20 protein-coding genes are annotated in these 17,782 nt (G+C 53.2%); 5 read left to right on the top strand and 15 right to left on the bottom strand.

Annotated features, from left to right (window positions below; genetic code table 11):
• Positions 1 to 33: 33 nt before the first annotated feature.
• From DS743_RS06400 to DS743_RS06360, 9 genes are all read right to left on the bottom strand, one after another.
• Positions 34 to 1,176: a helix-turn-helix domain-containing protein gene (locus DS743_RS06400; protein WP_035183660.1), complete on the bottom strand. Its 1,143-nt coding sequence runs from the start codon at positions 1,174 to 1,176 to the stop codon at positions 34 to 36.
• 68 nt (positions 1,177 to 1,244) lie between these two features.
• Positions 1,245 to 1,973: an elongation factor P 5-aminopentanone reductase gene (ymfI, locus tag DS743_RS06395; RefSeq protein WP_003617244.1), complete on the bottom strand. Its 729-nt coding sequence runs from the start codon at positions 1,971 to 1,973 to the stop codon at positions 1,245 to 1,247.
• On the bottom strand, positions 1,970 to 3,223 hold the full coding sequence (locus tag DS743_RS06390) for a M16 family metallopeptidase (protein WP_141372415.1): 1,254 nt from the start codon (positions 3,221 to 3,223) through the stop codon (positions 1,970 to 1,972). Before DS743_RS06390 ends, ymfI begins: the two co-directional genes overlap by 4 nt.
• A complete protein-coding gene (locus tag DS743_RS06385; protein WP_002877028.1) occupies positions 3,220 to 4,443 on the bottom strand; it encodes a M16 family metallopeptidase in 1,224 nt (407 codons plus the stop codon). Before DS743_RS06385 ends, DS743_RS06390 begins: the two co-directional genes overlap by 4 nt.
• A 5-nt stretch (positions 4,444 to 4,448) precedes the next feature.
• A complete protein-coding gene (locus DS743_RS06380; RefSeq protein WP_035183666.1) occupies positions 4,449 to 6,815 on the bottom strand; it encodes a DNA translocase FtsK in 2,367 nt (788 codons plus the stop codon).
• 19 nt (positions 6,816 to 6,834) lie between these two features.
• Positions 6,835 to 7,230: a DUF1149 family protein gene (locus DS743_RS06375; protein ID WP_002877037.1), complete on the bottom strand. Its 396-nt coding sequence runs from the start codon at positions 7,228 to 7,230 to the stop codon at positions 6,835 to 6,837.
• A 30-nt stretch (positions 7,231 to 7,260) separates the two neighbouring features.
• Positions 7,261 to 7,818 carry a tRNA (cytidine(34)-2'-O)-methyltransferase gene (locus tag DS743_RS06370; RefSeq protein ID WP_002877038.1) on the bottom strand — a complete coding sequence of 186 codons (558 nt, stop codon included), beginning with the start codon at positions 7,816 to 7,818 and terminating at the stop codon, positions 7,261 to 7,263.
• The gene (locus DS743_RS06365; protein ID WP_035183669.1) at positions 7,815 to 9,005 is read right to left on the bottom strand and encodes an AI-2E family transporter; all 1,191 of its coding nucleotides are present in this window, start codon (positions 9,003 to 9,005) and stop codon (positions 7,815 to 7,817) included. Before DS743_RS06365 ends, DS743_RS06370 begins: the two co-directional genes overlap by 4 nt.
• Before the next feature lie 9 nt (positions 9,006 to 9,014).
• A complete protein-coding gene (locus DS743_RS06360) occupies positions 9,015 to 9,395 on the bottom strand; it encodes a PTS glucitol/sorbitol transporter subunit IIA (protein ID WP_035183671.1) in 381 nt (126 codons plus the stop codon).
• Between the two features lie 164 nt (positions 9,396 to 9,559).
• On the opposite strand from DS743_RS06360, the gene DS743_RS06355 reads away from it, so the two are divergent.
• From DS743_RS06355 to DS743_RS06345, 3 genes are all read left to right on the top strand, one after another.
• Positions 9,560 to 10,570, top strand: coding sequence for a lactonase family protein (locus DS743_RS06355; protein ID WP_035183674.1), 1,011 nt, complete (start codon positions 9,560 to 9,562; stop codon positions 10,568 to 10,570).
• Between the two features lie 23 nt (positions 10,571 to 10,593).
• Positions 10,594 to 11,421, top strand: coding sequence for an undecaprenyl-diphosphate phosphatase (locus tag DS743_RS06350; protein ID WP_016396420.1), 828 nt, complete (start codon positions 10,594 to 10,596; stop codon positions 11,419 to 11,421).
• A gap of 71 nt (positions 11,422 to 11,492) precedes the next feature.
• Positions 11,493 to 11,681 carry a hypothetical protein gene (locus DS743_RS06345; RefSeq protein WP_002877046.1) on the top strand — a complete coding sequence of 63 codons (189 nt, stop codon included), beginning with the start codon at positions 11,493 to 11,495 and terminating at the stop codon, positions 11,679 to 11,681.
• Between the two features lie 85 nt (positions 11,682 to 11,766).
• On the opposite strand, the gene DS743_RS06340 is transcribed toward DS743_RS06345, so the two are convergent.
• From DS743_RS06340 to yjbM, 3 genes are read right to left on the bottom strand one after another with little or no spacing between them, the layout of a single operon-like run.
• A complete protein-coding gene (locus tag DS743_RS06340) occupies positions 11,767 to 12,660 on the bottom strand; it encodes an RluA family pseudouridine synthase (RefSeq protein WP_035183681.1) in 894 nt (297 codons plus the stop codon).
• Positions 12,661 to 12,674: 14 nt separating this feature from the next.
• Positions 12,675 to 13,472 (bottom strand): NAD kinase, encoded by a 798-nt coding sequence (locus DS743_RS06335; RefSeq protein WP_002877050.1) that lies wholly within the window; start codon positions 13,470 to 13,472, stop codon positions 12,675 to 12,677.
• Positions 13,469 to 14,101: a GTP diphosphokinase gene (gene yjbM, locus DS743_RS06330; RefSeq protein WP_002877053.1), complete on the bottom strand. Its 633-nt coding sequence runs from the start codon at positions 14,099 to 14,101 to the stop codon at positions 13,469 to 13,471. The genes DS743_RS06335 and yjbM overlap by 4 nt, the downstream gene beginning before the upstream one ends.
• A gap of 103 nt (positions 14,102 to 14,204) precedes the next feature.
• Here yjbM and DS743_RS06325 point away from each other — a divergent pair, with 103 nt between their 5' ends.
• Together DS743_RS06325 and DS743_RS06320 are read left to right on the top strand one after the other, a co-directional pair.
• Positions 14,205 to 14,807, top strand: coding sequence for a CYTH domain-containing protein (locus tag DS743_RS06325; RefSeq protein ID WP_016396422.1), 603 nt, complete (start codon positions 14,205 to 14,207; stop codon positions 14,805 to 14,807).
• Positions 14,808 to 14,887: 80 nt separating this feature from the next.
• Entirely contained in the window at positions 14,888 to 15,532 is a 645-nt protein-coding gene (locus DS743_RS06320) for a DsbA family protein (RefSeq protein ID WP_035183682.1), read from the top strand.
• On the opposite strand, the gene DS743_RS06315 is transcribed toward DS743_RS06320, so the two are convergent.
• The 3 genes from DS743_RS06315 to spxA all read right to left on the bottom strand — a co-directional run bounded on the left by DS743_RS06315 (position 15,520) and on the right by spxA (position 17,763).
• Positions 15,520 to 16,404 carry a competence protein CoiA gene (locus tag DS743_RS06315; protein WP_025895193.1) on the bottom strand — a complete coding sequence of 295 codons (885 nt, stop codon included), beginning with the start codon at positions 16,402 to 16,404 and terminating at the stop codon, positions 15,520 to 15,522. The two genes, DS743_RS06320 and DS743_RS06315, sit on opposite strands and share 13 nt — an antisense overlap.
• Before the next feature lie 101 nt (positions 16,405 to 16,505).
• Positions 16,506 to 17,255, bottom strand: coding sequence for an adaptor protein MecA (locus DS743_RS06310; protein WP_035183683.1), 750 nt, complete (start codon positions 17,253 to 17,255; stop codon positions 16,506 to 16,508).
• Between the two features lie 103 nt (positions 17,256 to 17,358).
• Entirely contained in the window at positions 17,359 to 17,763 is a 405-nt protein-coding gene (gene spxA / locus DS743_RS06305) for a transcriptional regulator SpxA (RefSeq protein ID WP_003614101.1), read from the bottom strand.
• Between the last annotated feature and the right edge of the window lie 19 nt (positions 17,764 to 17,782).

The raw sequence follows: 17,782 nt of genomic DNA, 5'->3' as shown, positions 1-17,782 counted from the left end.
CCTCACTTTTAAGAATTAATGGTCATTCTTCTCTTATTGCTTGCTGCTGGAAGCGGCAGATGATGATGGAGCAGCTGATGACTGGCTGCTTGGGGCAGCGCTGGATGAAGCTTGTGAGCTTGATTTAACGCTGGAGCTGGAAGCAGCTGGCCGGCTGGAAGCTGAGCTTTGCACGCTGGAACTTGCCCGGCTGCTGTAGCTCGTACTGGTATTGGTGTTAGTGTTGGTGCTAGTCGTGCGGCTTGCCGCGGAGCTGCTTGCTGAAGCAGAGCTGTCACCCAGGTAGATAGTCAAACGGGTCGTGCCGTTGATTGGAGTGAACGGAATCTTCTTGCCGCCAACAGTTACAGTCACGCCAGTATCAGTCCCCAGGTAAACGATCAAAGTTTGCCCCTTCTTGACAGTTTCCGTGTGCTTTTCACCGCTTTGCAGGGTCCCCTGGTTGGTGATCACGTTGTCAACGGAAACGTAGTAGTAGATGCTTTGCTTGCTTGACCGGACTACCAATGGCGTGCTGGACTTGATGCCAGTTACCCGGTAGCTTGAGCCGCCAAGTGAAGCAACCTTGATTGAGCTGGTCTTCTTTTTCTTGGATGAAGAAGAAGCTGATGAGCTCTTCTTGCTGGAAGACTTCTTGGAAGTAATCGTGACGCTGGAGCCAGCATTTTCCTTCTGGCTGCTTGACCCGGTCTTCTTCATGTTGGCAAAGACCATCCCCCCGATCAAAAGCAAAAGGGCGATCCCGCAGCCCAGGGCCAAGCGGGGCACAAGCTTGCGCCACTTGGCGTCCTTAGGAGCTTTCTCGGCAGCTTCCCGCTTGGCTGGCCGGCTGGCACTGATTCTGGCCGGCTCTACTGGAGCTGCTTCTTCTTCATGAGCTTCCTCATGAACTTCTTGAGCCGGACTGCTTGCTGCCGGCTGGCTGACTTCGCTCGTGACTTCATTTGCAACTTCGCCTTGGTACTGGCTCAGCAATTCCTTGCCGTCCAAGCCGACGATTTGCGCGTACTGGCGGATGAAAGCCCGGACGTAAAAGTCGCCTGGCAGCTTGTCGAAATCGCTGTTTTCGATTGCTTCCAGGTAGCGGCTCTGGATCTTCGTAGCCTTCTCAATATCGGAAATTGAAAGGCCCTTGGCCTCTCTTGCCTTACGTAGTTGTTCTCCAATGCCTGACATTATTAACCTCTTCAATCACTTTAAAATTCGTTTATAAATTATAGCACAATAGCCGCGGATGTGTCGCCCTATTCCAGCCAGCCGCCACTGACATAAATCGTTTGCCCGGTCAGGTAGTCGCTCTCAGGGTTAAGCAGACAGTCAACCCAGTAGGCAATTTCCTTGGGCTTGGCCAGGTGGCCGGCCGGAATTTCTTCTGCCAGCTCTTTTAAGGTTTCCGGGGAAAACATGGCATTCATGGCCGTGTTGACCGCCCCTGGGGCAACGACATTAACCGTGAAGCGGCTGGCGGCAACTTCCCGGGCATAGGCCTGCGCAAAGCGGCTGATCCCGCCTTTAGTCGCGCTGTAGACTGCTTCCATGGCGCTGCCCTGGCCCCCGTAAACTGAGCCCAGGTAGACGATCCGGCTGTGCTCTTGCTTTAAAAGCTGGCTTTCCAAAAGCTTGGTTAGCTTGATCGGGTTCTCCAAATTGACCTTGATGATCTGGTCAATGACCTGGGAACTCTGGCTGCCCAGGAAGTCATAGTTGGTGATCCCTTGGGCAAAAACGACCGCGTTGACGGGCAAAAGACTGCTGGCAAAATTCTTGAGCTGGTCGTCGCCTGCTAAAAAGTTCAGCTTGATCGGCATGAAATCCTGCAAGGAATGCTTTTCCGCCAGAGTCCTGGCCAAATCGCTGGCCTCTTCCCAGTTGCGGTTGCAGTGCAGGTACATGGACCAGCCAGACTCAGCCAGGCGGGCCGCAATGGCCTGGCCAATGCCGCCGGTTGCCCCGAAAATCAGTGCTCGCTTCATTGGTCATGCTCCTCAAGCAGGCGGGCCGTGTTGATGCTGGCGCCCTTGAAAAGCTCCTGGCAGTAGGCCCGGTAGTCGGCAAAATTCATGGCCTGCATCTGCTCAACATTGGCAAACAAGTCTTCCTCACCCAGGCTTTCTTCAGCCATCTCCACGGCAAAACCCGACAAATTGTCCAGGCTGCGCACGGTTTGGGCCAGCCAGCTTCTTTTGTGAATCTCAAAGAGCTGGCGCATTTCCATTTCCTGCTTTTTGGAAAAAAGCTTGTCTGGCGCCAGTTCTGCCTTGATCTGGTCCAGCAGCTCTTCTGCTTCCGGGCTCATCCCCAGCAAGGCCGCGTAGGCCCCCTGCCGGGTATAAGTTACGCTGATCTGGAGTGGCTGGCTGACCAGGCCGGCTTGTCTGGCGCTGGCAAACCAGTGGCTGGCGGCACCTAGCTTTGATTCTAGCATGATTTCCAGCAAAATTTGACTCATATCCCGACTTGCTAAAACTTTCTTAAAGTTTGGCAAAGGGATAGCCACCATAAACAGGGGCACTTCCCCGCCGATCAGGTTCCAGTCCTGCCCGCTTGGCAAAAAGGGCACCAAGTCCGCTTCTTTTTGCGGCTTGCCCGGGCGCAGGTATTGGTTTGACAATTTCATGGCCTGTCTAAGAATGCTCTTGACCTGGTTGTCGGTAAAGTCCCCGCAGGCAACAAAGGACATGCGAGCGGCCACGTAGTTTTCATCATAAGCAGCCTGGAGCTTTTCCTTAGTCACGCTGGCAATCGATTCCTTGGTCCCGGCCACGTCGATGGCCAAATTGCAGTCACCATAGATGCCCCGCAGGAGCCGGTCGCCCAGGATCCAGTCAGGCTCATCCTGGTACATGGCTAATTCCTGCTGGATGATGGGGATTTCCTTGGCCACATTCTCATCGGTAAAGTAGGGCTGGCCAACCAGCTTGAAGAGCAGGTCGATCATGGGGCCAACATTCTTGAGCCCGCTGGCGTAATACATGGTTTCATTGAAAGAGGTAAAGGCATTGACGCTGGCCCCCATCTTTTCAAATTCCAGGGACAAGTCGCCTTCTTCCGCGGCAAAAAGCTTGTGCTCCAAAAAGTGGGCCAGGCCGGGCACGGGCTGGGAATCAGCGCTGCCGAAATCGACGATAATGCCGAAAAAGCGCTGGTTAAAACCCTTGCGCCGGATCACCTGGGCCTTGAAGCCGGAAGGGAAATCTTTTCTGATAATTTCTGGTTTGATCATTTTAATACATAGCTTTCATTCAGATACAGCTTTTGGGCAAAGTCAGCCAGCCGGCCGCTGGTCACCCGGCTGACCGCGGCCATCATATCAAAGTCCTCGTAGTCGGCATGGAGCTTGTAGCGGAGGTCTTTGGCTAAAAGCCAGCTGGCATGGTCCTGGTTGAGCAAGTGGCGGTTGGCCAGCGCCTGCCGGCTCTGCTTGAGCAGGCCCGGATCGATCCGGCCGTCAGCCACCATCTGCATCTCCTTGCCGATGATCTGCCGGGCTAAGTCCAACTTGTCCGGATCCAGGCCGGCGTTGACCAAGAAGAGGGCATTGTCAGCATACCAGTTGCTTTCCACCGCGTAAGCCGCCCCGTTTTCCTCCCTGACCTTGCTGAAGAGCCGGGAGGACTGGTCTCCGGTCAAGTATTGGCGCAAGACCGTCCCCGTGGCCAAATCCTGCAGGCTGGGCTGGCCCTTGTAGGCATAGCCCAGGAAAAGCTGGGCCTGCTGCTTGCCCTGCTCGTCTGTTTTCTCAATCCGCAAGTCCGGGGCCGAAATCAATAAGTCCCGGCTGCCAAAGTCCAAGGCCAGGCCCGGCCAGCCTTCTTCTTGCAGCTTCTTTTGCAAAAGGCGCTTAACCTGGCGGGCATCATAGACATGGCCAAATACGCAGCTGGCCTGGGTCTTGATGGCATCGGCAAAGCGGCGGACTTCTTGGCTGGTCGCTTTCGTAATATCTTCAATCGAGCCGATGAAGCTGGCCGCGTAATCTGGCTGGTCCGCGTACCAGTTGTTGAAAAAGGCGCTTAAAGCCGCGTTGCTCGGCTCAGCCATGAGCTCCTGGTATTCTTCTTCCAGCTGTCTTTGGGCCAGCTGGACAGAGCTGGGCGTAATCAAGGGCCGGGTGGCCAGGCCAGCAAAAGTTTCTGCTATCTGCCGGTAGTTGTAGTCCGGGTCCAGGATTTCCTGGGGCTCAACGAAATTGGCCAGGTAAGAAATGACCATTTCCTTGCCAAAAAGCTGCACGACTGCTTCAAACTGGAAGGAGTAGCGCTGCTGCAATTCGACCTGCTGGAGGCCGGGATCCGGAAAGAGTTCGCTTTCGTTCATCTGCATGCGGCAGAGCAGGCTGGCCATAGACATGTTGTGCTTGGTCAGCGGCAGGCGGACGAACAGGCCCAGGTTGCCGCTGGTGAATTTTTGATTGCTTTGAATGCTGATATTTTCTTCGTTCATTATTTTTATTCTTCTTGTCCTTCAGGCGGCAAAAGCACCTTGCGCGGCTTGGAGCCTTCCGGCGGGCCGACTACCCCGTGCTCCTCCAGCTCGTCAATCAGGCGGGCAGCCCGGTTGTAGCCGATTCTGAACCGCCGCTGCAGCATGGAGGTGCTGGCTGACTGCTGGCGGCGGACCAGGTCCACTGCCTGCTGGTAGTACTCGTCGTCAACGTCGTCATCGCTGCTTTCGTCATCATCCCCGGCCTGGGGAATCATTTTCTCGTCGTATTCAGCGCTTTGCTGGCCCTTGACCCAATCAACGACGGCTTCGACCTCATCGACATCGATGTAGGCCCCTTGAATCCGGTCAGGCTTGGAGGCCCCGATCGGCAGGTAGAGCATGTCCCCCCTGCCCAGCAGCTTTTCAGCGCCGACCTGGTCCAAAATAGTCCGGGAGTCGACCCCGCTGGAAACGGCAAAGGAAATTCTTGACGGCACATTGGCCTTGATCAAACCGGTGATGACGTCCACACTCGGCCTTTGGGTAGCCAGGATCATGTGGATGCCGGCGGCCCGGGCCATCTGGCCCAGGCGGACGATGGAGTTTTCCACGTCGTGGCCGCCGACCATCATCAAGTCGCTCAATTCGTCAACAACGACCAGAATATAAGGCAAAGGCTCCATTACCGGCCGGCTGGTATCCTTATTGTTCTCAGCCACCTTGCGGTTGTATTCGCCCATATTGCGGACGCTGCCGGCAGCAAAAAGCTTGTAGCGCCGCTCCATTTCGTCGACGACTTTTTTCAGGGCCTTGGAAGCCAGGCGGGAGTCAGTGACAACCGGGATCATCAAGTGCGGAACCCCGCTGTAGACTGACAATTCGACCATCTTCGGGTCGATCAAAACCAGCTTGACTTCATCCGGCCGGGCCTTCATCAAGATACTGGTCAAGATCGTGTTGATGGCCACGGACTTACCGGACCCGGTTGACCCGGCCACCAGCAGGTGGGGCATCTTGGTCAAGTCAGCGCTGATGATCTGCCCGGTCACGTCCTTGCCCAAAGGCACCATCAAAGGATGGTCCTTGGCCTTTTGGTCCTGGTGCTCCATGGCATCTTTAAAAGCCACGGACTGGGCCTTCTGGTTAGGCACTTCAATCCCGATATAAGGCTTGCCCGGAATCGGGGCTTCAATTCTGATGTCCTTGGCCGCCAGGGCCAGGGCTAAGTCATCGGCCAGGTTGACAATCCGGGAGACCTTGACCCCGACGGCTGGCTGGACTTCGTAGCGGGTGATGGTCGGGCCTAAGATAGCCTTTTTAACATTGACTTCCACCCCGAAGCTCTTGAAGGTTTCCTCCAAAATAGCCGTGCTCTGCTTGATTTTATCCTTGTCGCTGGACTGGTCACTGGCCTGGACGGCCTTTAACAGAGACAGGGGCGGGAACTGGTAGTTGTCATCATAGCTGACCGTGCTCTTGTCCAGACCATGGTCAACCTGCTGGTCGGCCAAAATCATCTTCTGGTCATCTTCAGCCTGGCTGCGGGGCTTGGGCGGGTCATCCAGTTCCAGTGAATGAGTGACCGGCGGGTCAGGGTGCTGCTCTGCCACCTGGATTTCCGGCAGGGAAGGCTTGGCTGCCTGCTTCTCTGCCTTCTCTTGCCTTGTTTTTTTCTCCGGCTTGACTTCTTCGCTATACTGCCAAGAGTCGGTCAGCTTCTCCCGGTTTTTGGGATCTTTTTTTTGCTGCTCCCTGTATTCAGAGTACTTTTCCTTTAGCTGGCCGGCTCCATCCTTGCTTTGCCGGATAAAGGAGCGGCTGATTTTTTGAAAAGCAGCGACCAGGGAGCGGAATTTGACGTCAAAGAACATCAAGATCCCGCTGATTATGTTCAAAACAGCCAGGCACAGGCCGCCAATCTGGCCTAAAAGCTGGTAGAAGATCCCGTACAGGAAGCTCCCGATCCAGCCCCCGCCGACGCTGACGGTGACATTGGCCCGGGCCAGTTCTTCAAAGATCACGTTCTTGAAGGCGGGCAAAAATTCGCTGTGGACGCTTCTGACATTGAAAAAGCGGCTGGCCAAAATGTACAAAAGGCCCAGGTAAGCCAAAGTCAAGCCGCTTGTCCGCTTAAAGCCAAAGCGGGGCGGCTGCCCGTAAATCAGCATGACCAGGCCCAAAATGGCCAGGAAGGCTCCGCCTAAAAGATAGCTGTCCCCAATCAAGAGCCGCAAAAGATTAGCCAGTTCCTTGCCCAACCAGCCAAAGCGTAATAACGCCAAAATGGCTACCAGGATCAAGACGATCCCGGTAACCACCCAGCTCAAAGATTCTTCTGTTTTCTTTTTATTTTTGTTTTTACGATTAGCCTGCCTTTTCTTTCGAGGCATTTCTTCACCTGCTCAATCCTTAGAAATTAGGTTCAAAGTCCAAGTTGATCGGTTCATCCAAGGCGACCTGGCTAACTTCGTAAGTCAAAGTTTCGATGTATTCAACCAGCGGCCGGCTGAGCAAACGGTAGGTTTCCTGGTCCAGGTCCTGGCCGTCGCCGTGGTAGCCCAGAAGCTGAACGACTTGGGTGTTGACCCCGCTGATTTCGATGATGTTGTCTTCGTCTGGCGTAACGTCGTAGACAACGGCTACTTCGTAGTAGCCGCCTGCCTCGCCGGCATCTTCAACGCCGTCTTCGCCCGTAGCGACAACCTGGCGGATGGCTACGTTGACTTCGTTCTTTTCTTCTGGCTCATCGAGCAGGTCATAGTGAAAGGCACGAACGATGATTGGGGTCTGCTTGTTAAATTCCATGATTTTACCTCATAAATTTCTTTTTAGCCACTAATGCTTGGGCAGGTTCCGCTGGTAGCGGCCAGGACGATTGTAGTCGTCCTTGAGCTTGTCGTTTTCATAGTGGTGGGACTTTTCCATGTGGGGAAAGCCTTGCTGGCGCAGGGCTTCAAAAATTACAATCGCTGCCGAATTGGACAGGTTGAAGGCCCGGATCTTGTCGGACATGGGAATGCGGAGATTGCGGTCCGCGTATTGCCGCATGAAGGTTTCCGGCAAACCGGTCGTTTCCCGGCCAAAAACAAAGTAGTAGTCCTTGCTTTCGTCCGTGTAGTCGACGTCAGTATAAGCCTTGCTGGAGAACTTGGAGATCAAGTACATCTCGGCATTGTCCGGCAAAGTAGCCAGAAATGCCCGCAGGTCGTCATGGCGGCGGATTTCAACTTCACCGCCGTAGTCTAAAACGGCCCGCTTGAGATGCTTGTCGTCCAGGTGGAAGCCCAAGGGCTCGATCAAGTCCAGCACCGTGTTGGTTCCCGCGCAGGTTCTGGCAATGTTGCCCGTGTTGTCGGGAATTTCCGGCTCAAACAAAACAATATGGTTGGTCATTTATTTCCTTTCCTTTCCTTTTCTTCTCGTCCAGCCTGGTCTGCTTCATCCTGGAAACTGTCGTCATAAAGGTGGGAAACCTTCCGGTAGTACCGGTAGACATGGGTCAAAAGGATTTTCATCACCGCGTAGATCGGAATCCCGCCGATCACGCCCCACAGGCCCCAGACTGAGCCAGCCCCCAGCATGACGATAATCGTCGTCGCCGGGTGCATCTTCAAGCGGTTGCCGACAACCAGCGGGCTGATGACCCGGGTTTCAATGATCTGCTCAATAAAGAAAACCACTAAGACCTTGGCTACCATCGACAAATCAGTCACTAAAGCGATGATTAAGGCCGGAATCAAACCGATGAAGGTCCCAAAGTAAGGGATCAGGTTCAAAAAGCCAGAACAGATCGCCAGGGCTGCCCCGTAAGGCTCGCCGATAATCGTATAGCCAATGAATAACATGATCCCCACGCAGATAGCCACGGAAACCTGGCCGATCACGTAAGAAGACACAGCCTGGTTGACTTCATGCAGCAACTTGCTGGTCGCCTGCTCCCAGCGCTGGGGAGCGAACTTGACCAGAAAAGGCCGCAGTTTGTGCCCGTCTTTCAGCATAAAGAAGAGCAAAAACGGAGCTGTGGCCAGGGTCGTGAAGACGGCTGTCGCTACGGTGACCGCGCTGGTTAAATTCCCCAGGGCGTTGGAGACGGTTGACCCCATGCTCTTGCTGAAATTCTTCTGCAAAGAAGTCATCTGCTTTTGCAGAGAATCGCGCAGGCCGCTGAATTTCGGACTGTGCAGGAGCTCATCAACCGCGTTGGTCGAATTCTTCCAGATCGTGGGCCAGTTCTTGACTAAGGAGTCAATCTGGCTCTGGACGACCGGAATCAGGGAATTGATGGCCCAGATCAAGAAGACCGTGACTATAGCAAAAATCACCATGATGGTGACCGTCCGCGGCACCTTGAACTTCTCTTCCAGCTTATCAACCACCGGCTCCATCAGATAGTACTGGACCATGGCCACCAAAAGGGGTGGCAGGATGGCGCTGATGAAGGTGTTGACCGGATTCAAGATAAAGGAAATCTTGTTAAAGACCAGCACGATCACCAGGACCAAGAGCACATTGATCAAGCCGACGCTGAAGCGGTTGTTAAGCACCCAGTCCGTAAAGAGGCTCGTGTCTCTTTTCTTCATTAATCCAGCCTACAGGTGTTCGTAAACGATTTCGTCGTCGACTCTGAACTTCGGCATTTCCTGGTCTTCTGGCAAGTCCAGGTAGAGGGCGTTGGACATCGGCTTCTTTGGCACTTTGTCAGTGAAAAAGAGGCTGGCGTGATGCAAGGCCCGCAAGTTGCTGACCGCCATAGGGCCAACATAGTTGATCAAAAAGGTCGTCCCGTCAATGGTCACCGTATCGCCCTTCTTAAGAACGACTGCCTGGGCAGCCTGTTCATCATCAAAGGCCTGGATGACGGAAACGTCCTGCAGTTCATCTTTGGCCGTCTGGCCAAACAAAATTACGACGCGGTCCTTTTCACTGATCGCGTTTGGTCCGATTGCTTTAATTGTAGATATCCATTTCATTTTTATCACCTGGTTAAATTCTAACATACTCACCGGGAACTTAAAGCTAAGAAGAAAAGAATTGTTAATTATTCTTTACGGACGACTATCTCTTATCGACATTTGCTAAAGATAAGCTTAATATTTAAACTAGAGTTATTGTGGAGTAAATAAGGAGGTTTAAATTGCATATTTTAATTGGCGGCTACACCAAGCACGAGTCAGCCGGCATCTACCAGTTTGACTTTATCGGCTCCGGTGACCAGGCCCATCTGGAACAAAGAAGAAACGTCGTTGAAGTCGGCGGGCCAACCTATTTCCAAAAAGACGGCCAGTTCATTTTTACCATTAAGAATGAAAACGGCCAGGGGGGCATCGCGGCCTTTGCAAACGGCAAGCTGGTCAGCCAGCTGCTGCACGAGGGGTCTTCTCCGGCCTACATCGGCATCAACAAGGGAAAAAAGCTGCTCTACACGGCCAACTACCACACTGGGGTCCTGGCCGTCATCAGCTATGATGACCAGGGGCAGCTGACCCTGCTTGACCAGGTCAAGCATGAAAACAAGGCTTTAGGGCCGCGGCCTGAACAAGCCGGCGCTCACCCGCACTACTTTGATGAAACTCCGGGCGGGCACCTGGTTTCCTGCGACCTGGGCCAAGACAGAGTCGACTTCTACGGCTTTGACGGGCAAAAGCTGACCCACCTGGCCAGCTACCAAAACGAAGACGGCTTCGGCAGCCGCCACCTGGCCTTCTCACCGGACGGCAAGTACTTCTACGTGGCCGGTGAACTTTCCAGCCAGGTCAACGCAGTCAAGTTTGACGAAGAAAACTGGATGTTCCGGTCCCTGGCCACCTACTCAACCATTCCGGAAAGCTGGGACCAGCACAACGGGGCGGCGGCCATCCGCCTGTCAAGTGACGGCAAGTTCCTTTACGTGTCCAACCGCGGCCACGATTCCATCGCCGTCTTTGCCGTTTTGCCGGACCAGGCCCTGAAGCTGGTCCAGCGGGTGTCAACTTTTGGCGAATTCCCGCGGGACTTCAACTGGGACGCGGAGGAAAAGTACGTCGTTGCCGCCAACCAAAACAGCAACAACGCTACCCTCTACCAGCGGCAAAGCGACGGGACCTTGACCCCGCTGGAAAAGGACATCGCGGTTCCAGAAGGCACCAGAGTTTTATTCACTGATTAAATTAGGAGTATTTTTTTAGTAACATGCTAGACATTTTCAAAGCCATCATTCTCGGCATCATCGAAGGGGTTACGGAATTTCTGCCGATCTCCTCAACTGGCCACCTCTACCTGGCCGACTACATCATCAAGTTAGACCAGCCAACCAGCTTCATCAACATGTTCATGGTTGTCATCCAGCTGGGGGCCATCTTGAGCGTCATCGTGATCTACTTTAACAAGCTGAATCCTTTTGCCCCGTCAAAGAGCAAGCGGGAAAAAGGGCAGACCTGGCAGATCTGGTTCAAGGTCATCGCGGCTGTCCTGCCGTCAATCATCATCGGCCTGCCGCTGAATGACTGGCTGGAAGAAAACATGACCTCCTGGCAGGTAATTTCCGCCACCTTGATCATCTACGGTATCCTCTTCATCGTCTTGGAAAACTACTACGCCAAGCGGCAGCCGAGCTTGACTGATTTAAACAAGATGAGCTATAAGACCGCCCTCTTGATCGGCTGCTTCCAGATTTTGTCCATGATCCCGGGGACTTCCCGGTCTGGGGCAACTATTCTGGGGGCCATGCTGATCGGGTCAAGCCGCTACGTGGCAACTGAGTTCTCCTTCTTCCTGGCTATCCCGACCATGTTCGGGGCGTCGCTTTTGAAGCTGTTCAAGTTCTTCAAGGCCGGCCACGTCTTTGTCGGCAACCAGCTAGCTATCCTCTTGGTTGGCATGGTCGTTTCCTTCATCGTGGCCTACCTGTCAATCAAGTTCCTGCTGAAGTACGTGCAGACCCACGACTTCAAGCCATTCGGCTGGTACCGGATTGTTTTGGGGATCATCGTCATCATCTGCGGTCTGGTATTTGCGTAATCCTCGTATTCACGCGAAAATATGCTATGATTATCGCTTAAGGATAGCAAGCTAGAGGACGGTGAATAAACATGTTAAGTTTGCTTTGCTTACTTTTTATTTTATGGCTCTGCTGGAAGATGGGCGTGGCCCTCTGGCGGGTTCTGATCTTTTTGATCGGGGTCGGCCTGGCCTTTGCCTTGCTCAGCTCAGTAGTTTTGCCGCTGCTAGCCATCTGTGCCCTCGGGGGCCTGGCTTGGGCAGTAATCTCAAACGCGTAAAAATAGATAACAGATGAATAAGAAAAGGAGACAGGCCGGCCTGTCTCCTTTTTTGACTTTATTGTTTTGTTATTTTGCTGCTAATTTATTTCCCTGCTTCTTGCTTCAGCTGCTGCCACAAGCCCTGCATGTCGCCTGGGTCGGGAATCTCAATCTCCCGCTCTTCCCCGCTGAAGGGGTTGGGGAAGGACAGGTAGAAGCAGTTCAAGGCCTGGCGGGCAAAAGCATCCCTGGCCCCGTATAGGTCGTCTCCGTAAAGGACATGGCCGATAGAAGCCATGTGGATCCGGATCTGGTGGGTCCGACCGGTCAACAGGCGGAGTTCAACTAAACTGGCCCCCGGGACCTGGTCAAGGACCCGGTATTCAGTCAAGGCCCTTTGCCCCTTTGGATTGACCTCCCGCTTGACCGTGTCCCCCACCCGGGCCAGGGGCTTGTCGATCAGACCGCTTAAATCTCCTTCGGCGAAATTACCATGCACGATAGCGTGGTACTTTTTGATAAAAGTATCCTTGCCCAGCTTGCTGAAGCGGTCATGGGCGATGGCGTTCTTGCCCAAGAGAACCAGGCCGGAAGTGTCCTGGTCCAGCCGGGTCACGATGTGGGGCTTGACGTAAGCCGGGTTGACCCCCTGCTTTTCAAAGTAAGCCAGCACCCGGTTGATTACCGCGTCTTCCGCATGAAAGCCGGAAGGAATCGACAAAAGGCCGGCCGGCTTGTTGATCACCAAATAGTCAGCCGTTTCTTCAACAATGTCCAAGGGCAGGCGGGAGACCTTGAGCCAGGGATTGACCGGCTCTTGGCCCATCAAAAAGTGGACCACGTCCCCTTCTTTTAACCGGTAGCTGCCATTCCGGCGGTGGTGGTTGACCAGCATCATCCCGCCGTGGTTCTTGCAGTTGTTGACTGCCCGCCGGGAAAAACCTTTTTTCAGCAAAAAATGACTCAGCTGGCCTGGGTCATTTTTCGCAACAATCATTTTGTATACTTGCACTATCTGTCACCAATGAAGGCGTCGTTGACCCGCTCCCAAAAATGGTGGTGGCCATACTGGTAAAAGCGAATCTCTTCCGCCGCAATTTTATAATCTACTTTCTGCACGTCGGTCAAGCTGATCCTTTCCCCGTCGACGATCACGACCGCCCGGTCGGAAATCTTCGGCACGATGGTGATCCACTCATCCGGGGCAATAACGATGGGCGAGCCCACCGTCCGAAAGACCAGGTTGTTGATCGAGGCAATTTCGGTCAGCTGCAGGGTCTTGAGGCGGGGGTGGATTACCGCTCCGCCCAGGGACTTGCTGTAGGCCGTTGACCCGGTCGGGGTTGACACGCAGAGCCCGTCGCCCCGGAAATTCTCAAAGCGCTCGCCCCCGAGCCAGACCTCAGCTTCCATGGTCTTGGAAATCCGCTTGATTGAGGCTTCATTTAAGGCCAAAAAGCGCTTCTCCCCGCAGCTGGTGGTTACCTTCATCTCCAAAAGCGGGTAGCCCACCTCGTTTTCTTCAACGGGATGGCTGGCCAGGGCGTCAACCAGCTTCTCCATGTCGTAGTTCCGCCAGTCGGTGTAAAAGCCCAGGTGGCCGGTGTGGATACCGGCAAAGCAGATCTTGTCCAGCTGCTGCTTATACTTGTGAAAGGCAGAGATCAAGGTACCGTCACCGCCGACAGAAATTACCAGGTCGGGATGCTGCTGGTCCTGCAAAATGCCTTTTTCCGCGAGCAGCACCTGCAGGTGCCGGACCGCCACCTGGGTGGTCACGCGGTCATTGTGAACGATAGCTACTTTCATGACTTTTCCTTGCCCTTGTTCTTGGTGAAGATCTTCTGCGCTTCCTTGACCTCATTTCTGATCGAGGACATCTCTTCATCCAGCTGGTAGGCAGCTTCCGCCGTCCGCTTGAGCCGCTCAGAAATATCTTCCGGGTAGGCCCCCTGGTACTTGTAGTTCAAGGTATGCTCAACCGTGGCCCAGAAGTTCATGGCCAGAGTACGGATCTGGATTTCCGCCAAAAGGCGCTTGGCCCCCTCGGGCAGATAAACCGTGTAGGCCACCACCATGTGGTAGGACCGGTAGCCGGACGGCTTGGCATTTTGGATATAGTCGCGCTCTTCGACGACTTCCAGGTCATCGCGGGCATGGAGCAGGTCAACGACCCGGTAGATGTCATCAACAAACTGGCACATGATCCGGATACCGGCAATGTCCTGCATGTCGGTTTCGATCACGTCCGGGCTGATGACCCGCCGCTGCATTTTCTCCTTAATGGAGTCGACCGTTTTCACCCGGCCAACCACGAATTCTATTGGCGAATGCTCTCCCTTGGTCAAGAAACTCTGCCGGAGAGCTCTGAATTTAGCTTTTAGTTCATTTACGGCTTCATTGTATGGCCATAAAAAAGTATCCCAATCAGTAATCACAGACATTTTCCTTCCATCTTAAACAAATTCATTTTAACATAGATGTTAGCGAAAGCACCAACGCAACCTTTTTAATTTTTATCTAACAAAGGAGTCTTAAAAAATGAGCAAAAACCGCGAAATTGAAGCCAAAGTCGCCCTGGACCAGGCCAGCTATGAGGCTATCGTCGCTGCCTACCCGGTCAAGAGCGACTTCAAACAGAGCAACTACTATTTTGACACCCCGGACAAGCAGCTAAAAGAAGACCACAGTGCCCTCAGAATCCGCTGCTTCCAAGACCGGGCCGAGGAAACCATCAAGGTTCCGGTCAAGAAGCTGCAGGAGACCTACCATGAAAGCCTGGAAATCAATGATGATTTAACCCTGCCTGAAGCCGAGGACCTTTTAAAAAAGGGCCGGCCAAGTCTGACTGGCAATGTTGGCCAGTACCTTTTAGAGCATTACCCAGACAAAGCCAGCCAGCTGACCCTTTTTTCCTGGAGCAAGACCCGGCGGATCCTTTTAGACGGGCCAAAGGGCTGCGAGCTGACTTTAGACCAGACCAGCTACCCGGACGGCTACCAGGACTGGGAAATGGAAATTGAAAATGACTCCCCGGCTGCTATCAAGGAAGCCCTGGCAGAAATTAAGACCCGCTTTGCCCTGCCGGTCAAGTCAGCCAACAACCAGAGCAAGATTGCCCGGGCCAGCCAGCATGCCAAGTAAAAATAGGCGAAAGCTTTTCTTTTGTTTTCAAGTAAAAGCTTTGTTAAAGTAGCAGATGAAGCAAAAATTGGAGGTCGACCATGTTCGAACTTTTTCTGTTTATCAATCCGTTAGGTTTATCCTGCTACCAGCTTGAAAAACGCATCCGGCTATTGGCGGAAGAACTGCAACTTGAAATTTCCGTCAATTACATTCCCCTGGTAACCATGGAAGCCATGAAAGCCGACATGGTCAAGCGGAACTGGAACTTCAACACTTCCATCAATTTAGCCAATTATCACAATGCCTCAGTCAGCGCCCAGAGCTTTTACTATGCCGTGCAAATCGCTTATGGCAAGAAGAAGGCCAGGAGCTTTTTGTTCAAGTTGCAGGAAAGTTTGAGTGACGGCCAGCGGTCTTATTCCCCGGCCTTGGCTGAAGAATTGATGGAAAGCCTCAATATCAAACCAAAGAAAATTTCATCTACTTTGAAAGATGCCTGCCTTAAAGACGTCATTGCCCAGGACCAGCAGCTGGCCAGGAAATTCCAAATCACGGCCCTGCCTTCAACCGTGATTTTTGACGACCAGATCGATGACAGCGGTCTCTTGCTTGATGGTGAATTAAGCGACGACGAACTCCTGCAAATTTTCCAAAACAGCGCAGACAGCTGCCTTGAACCCTTGATGCAGCTAACGGAGAATGCTCCACTTTATTATCCGGTAAGCCACCTTCATCTCTTATAGCCAGCCTCTCCTTTAGGGGCTGTTTTTTGCTGCAAAAATTTCAAGAGCCAGCTTTTCTCCCCCGGCCTGCGCCAAGTGGAAAAAGCTTCCTTGGGCAAAGTAAAGACAGTGTAGCCGGCCAGGTACATCAATTCCCCCAGCTTCTGACCCAGCTTGCTCTTTTCCTTCAGCTGCTGGTCCAGATAGTCCCGCTCCTTGACCCAGTCATCGGCCAAAGGCGGGGGCAAAAGGGGCCTAAAGTGCCATAAAGCGGCAATTCCTTCCGCGTCCAAGGCGAAGTCCACCTGCCGGTACAGCAAGGTCTGGCTGACAGGGGCCTGCCTTATTTGGTACTTCAATCTAATCAAGCCTGCCTCTTGGTGGATTTCCAGATAATAGCTTCCCCAGCACCGGTTTTCCCGGAAAAAGATCAGCTGGGTCTGCTTTAGCTTTTCCCCTAAAAAATGCCGGCGGCCGACCAACCAGACATCCTTAATCCCAATCGCCTGGTAAAGGGCATGCCGGTGGGCAAACTCCCCCTTGCTTAAGGGCGCGCACTGGACTTCAAAGGCCAAAAGCGGTGTGGCCAAAATGTCAGCCCGCAAGGCACCGTCAGCCAGCGGCACTTCAGCTTTCGCATTTAGCCCCGCCGCGGTCAAAGCGGCTTTGAGGAGCATTTTCCCCTGCCGGTGCTCCTCTTGTTCTCCTAGCCCCCGGTAAGCCTGGTAGTGCTTGAAAAAAGGCTCTGCCTTCTGCGATAAAACCAGGATGACCGGTTTCCGGCAGCGCGGGCAGCGGTAGACTTCCTGGTTGAGATAGGCCGGGTTCTCCCGGACCTTGCCGGCCTCACTGACGGCCAGGACCAGTTCTTTATTTAACAAAGCTGCATACAAAATAATCCCCCATTAACTAGTACGCCAAAAAGGGGAGATTTTTTTAAAATAGGCAAAATAAAAGGACCCCCGAAGGAGTCCTTAAATTATCATCTGGATTCTTAAGCCCGCTTGCTGGCAAACTGCCGGCGCAAAGCCCCCAGCGCGTCCTGCTGGAAGAGGCACTGGCCGTGGGCTTGGGCCTGCTGGAATTCGTCAGCGGACACCTGGCGGCCAAATTCATTGGCGATCGCCCAGGCAGCAGCTGGCTTGATTTCCGCGTAATTCTCGTCCATAAAAGCCAGCTTGAGATAAAACTGCTGCTTGTAGTAGTAGACGCTGGACGCCAGGTCACTAACCTTGAGGCTGTCAGCCAAAGCCAGGAGGTCATCGATATCGTCAAAGACTAAAACATGGGTCTCCTGGTAACTCCAGTAGTCCTCGTAGTCTTCATCATCGGTGTTGCCCAGGTCCTGCATGATCACCGGGTCCATCTCAGTGTTAGCGTCATCAGCCGGGTTCAAGTCGGAAAAGGCCCAGTCATCTTCCTCAACCGCTTCCGCCATATCGTCTCCGACCCCATTGGCTTCAGGATCAAAGAAGCGCCGCATTTCTTCCGGCAGGTCGCTGCCTGCATTCATCTTGGTAATCAGGAGATCGATCCCGCCGTCGTTGGGCATGACCTGGAAAGTCACCGGCGCATCGCTGGCAAAGTCATTGTCCTCGTCCACTTCGCGGAGAACTGACAGGAAAAATTCCTGGACTCTTTCCCGGTTGCCGAGTAAATCCAAGATCTTCAAGCCCCGCTGGTTCAGATCCTCCCGGGTCATGCTTACGCGAAGCGTGTTCTCATTCACCTTTTCAACGCGCATCTTCATCCCTCCTTATATGTGTACCGTTATTGTAACCTAAAAAGCCAACAAAGCAAAAGCGTTAGCTTCTAGAAGCCAACGCCTGCAACTTTCTATTCTGAAATTAAAAATCCTGGTCTGCCAGGCGCTTAGCCCGGGCTATTTCCAGCCGGCGCACGCTGCGCGGCAGGAAGCGGCGGATTTCATCTTCATTGTAGCCAACCTGCATCCGGCGGTCATCCAAAATAATTGGCCGTCTCAGCAGGCTTGGGTTCTTTTCAATCAAATCGATCAGTTCATTCATTGAAATGTCGTCCAGGTCGATATTCAGCTCTTGGAAAGCCTTCGACCGTGTTGACACGATTTCTTCCGTGCCTTCTTCAGTCATTCTCAGAACATGAATGATTTCTTCCCGGTTCAAAGGATCTGAAATAATGTTTCTTTCCTTGTAGGGAATATTGTGCTGTTCAAGCCATTGCTTTGCCTTGCGGCATGAGGTGCAGCTTGGAGAAACATATAAATCTACCATTGTTACCACGCTCCTTTAA

The sequence above is a fragment of the Lactobacillus leichmannii genome (assembly GCF_024701915.1).
Classification (GTDB): domain Bacteria; phylum Bacillota; class Bacilli; order Lactobacillales; family Lactobacillaceae; genus Lactobacillus; species Lactobacillus delbrueckii.
Note: the sequence above shows the minus strand (reverse complement) of the source record. Positions and strands in the feature narration are given on the sequence as shown.

Bases quoted from the DNA above. Each gene is read 5' to 3' on its own strand.
- DS743_RS06400 (WP_035183660.1), bottom strand. From the start codon at position 1,176: ATGTCAGGCATTGGAGAACAACTACGTAAGGCAAGAGAGGCCAAGGGC.
- ymfI (WP_003617244.1), bottom strand. From the start codon at position 1,973: ATGAAGCGAGCACTGATTTTCGGGGCAACCGGCGGCATTGGCCAGGCC.
- DS743_RS06390 (WP_141372415.1), bottom strand. From the start codon at position 3,223: ATGATCAAACCAGAAATTATCAGAAAAGATTTCCCTTCCGGCTTCAAG.
- DS743_RS06385 (WP_002877028.1), bottom strand. From the start codon at position 4,443: ATGAACGAAGAAAATATCAGCATTCAAAGCAATCAAAAATTCACCAGC.
- DS743_RS06380 (WP_035183666.1), bottom strand. From the start codon at position 6,815: ATGCCTCGAAAGAAAAGGCAGGCTAATCGTAAAAACAAAAATAAAAAG.
- DS743_RS06375 (WP_002877037.1), bottom strand. From the start codon at position 7,230: ATGGAATTTAACAAGCAGACCCCAATCATCGTTCGTGCCTTTCACTAT.
- DS743_RS06370 (WP_002877038.1), bottom strand. From the start codon at position 7,818: ATGACCAACCATATTGTTTTGTTTGAGCCGGAAATTCCCGACAACACG.
- DS743_RS06365 (WP_035183669.1), bottom strand. From the start codon at position 9,005: ATGAAGAAAAGAGACACGAGCCTCTTTACGGACTGGGTGCTTAACAAC.
- DS743_RS06360 (WP_035183671.1), bottom strand. From the start codon at position 9,395: ATGAAATGGATATCTACAATTAAAGCAATCGGACCAAACGCGATCAGT.
- DS743_RS06350 (WP_016396420.1), top strand. From the start codon at position 10,594: ATGCTAGACATTTTCAAAGCCATCATTCTCGGCATCATCGAAGGGGTT.
- DS743_RS06345 (WP_002877046.1), top strand. From the start codon at position 11,493: ATGTTAAGTTTGCTTTGCTTACTTTTTATTTTATGGCTCTGCTGGAAG.
- DS743_RS06340 (WP_035183681.1), bottom strand. From the start codon at position 12,660: ATGATTGTTGCGAAAAATGACCCAGGCCAGCTGAGTCATTTTTTGCTG.
- DS743_RS06335 (WP_002877050.1), bottom strand. From the start codon at position 13,472: ATGAAAGTAGCTATCGTTCACAATGACCGCGTGACCACCCAGGTGGCG.
- DS743_RS06325 (WP_016396422.1), top strand. From the start codon at position 14,205: ATGAGCAAAAACCGCGAAATTGAAGCCAAAGTCGCCCTGGACCAGGCC.
- DS743_RS06320 (WP_035183682.1), top strand. From the start codon at position 14,888: ATGTTCGAACTTTTTCTGTTTATCAATCCGTTAGGTTTATCCTGCTAC.
- DS743_RS06310 (WP_035183683.1), bottom strand. From the start codon at position 17,255: ATGCGCGTTGAAAAGGTGAATGAGAACACGCTTCGCGTAAGCATGACC.
- spxA (WP_003614101.1), bottom strand. From the start codon at position 17,763: ATGGTAGATTTATATGTTTCTCCAAGCTGCACCTCATGCCGCAAGGCA.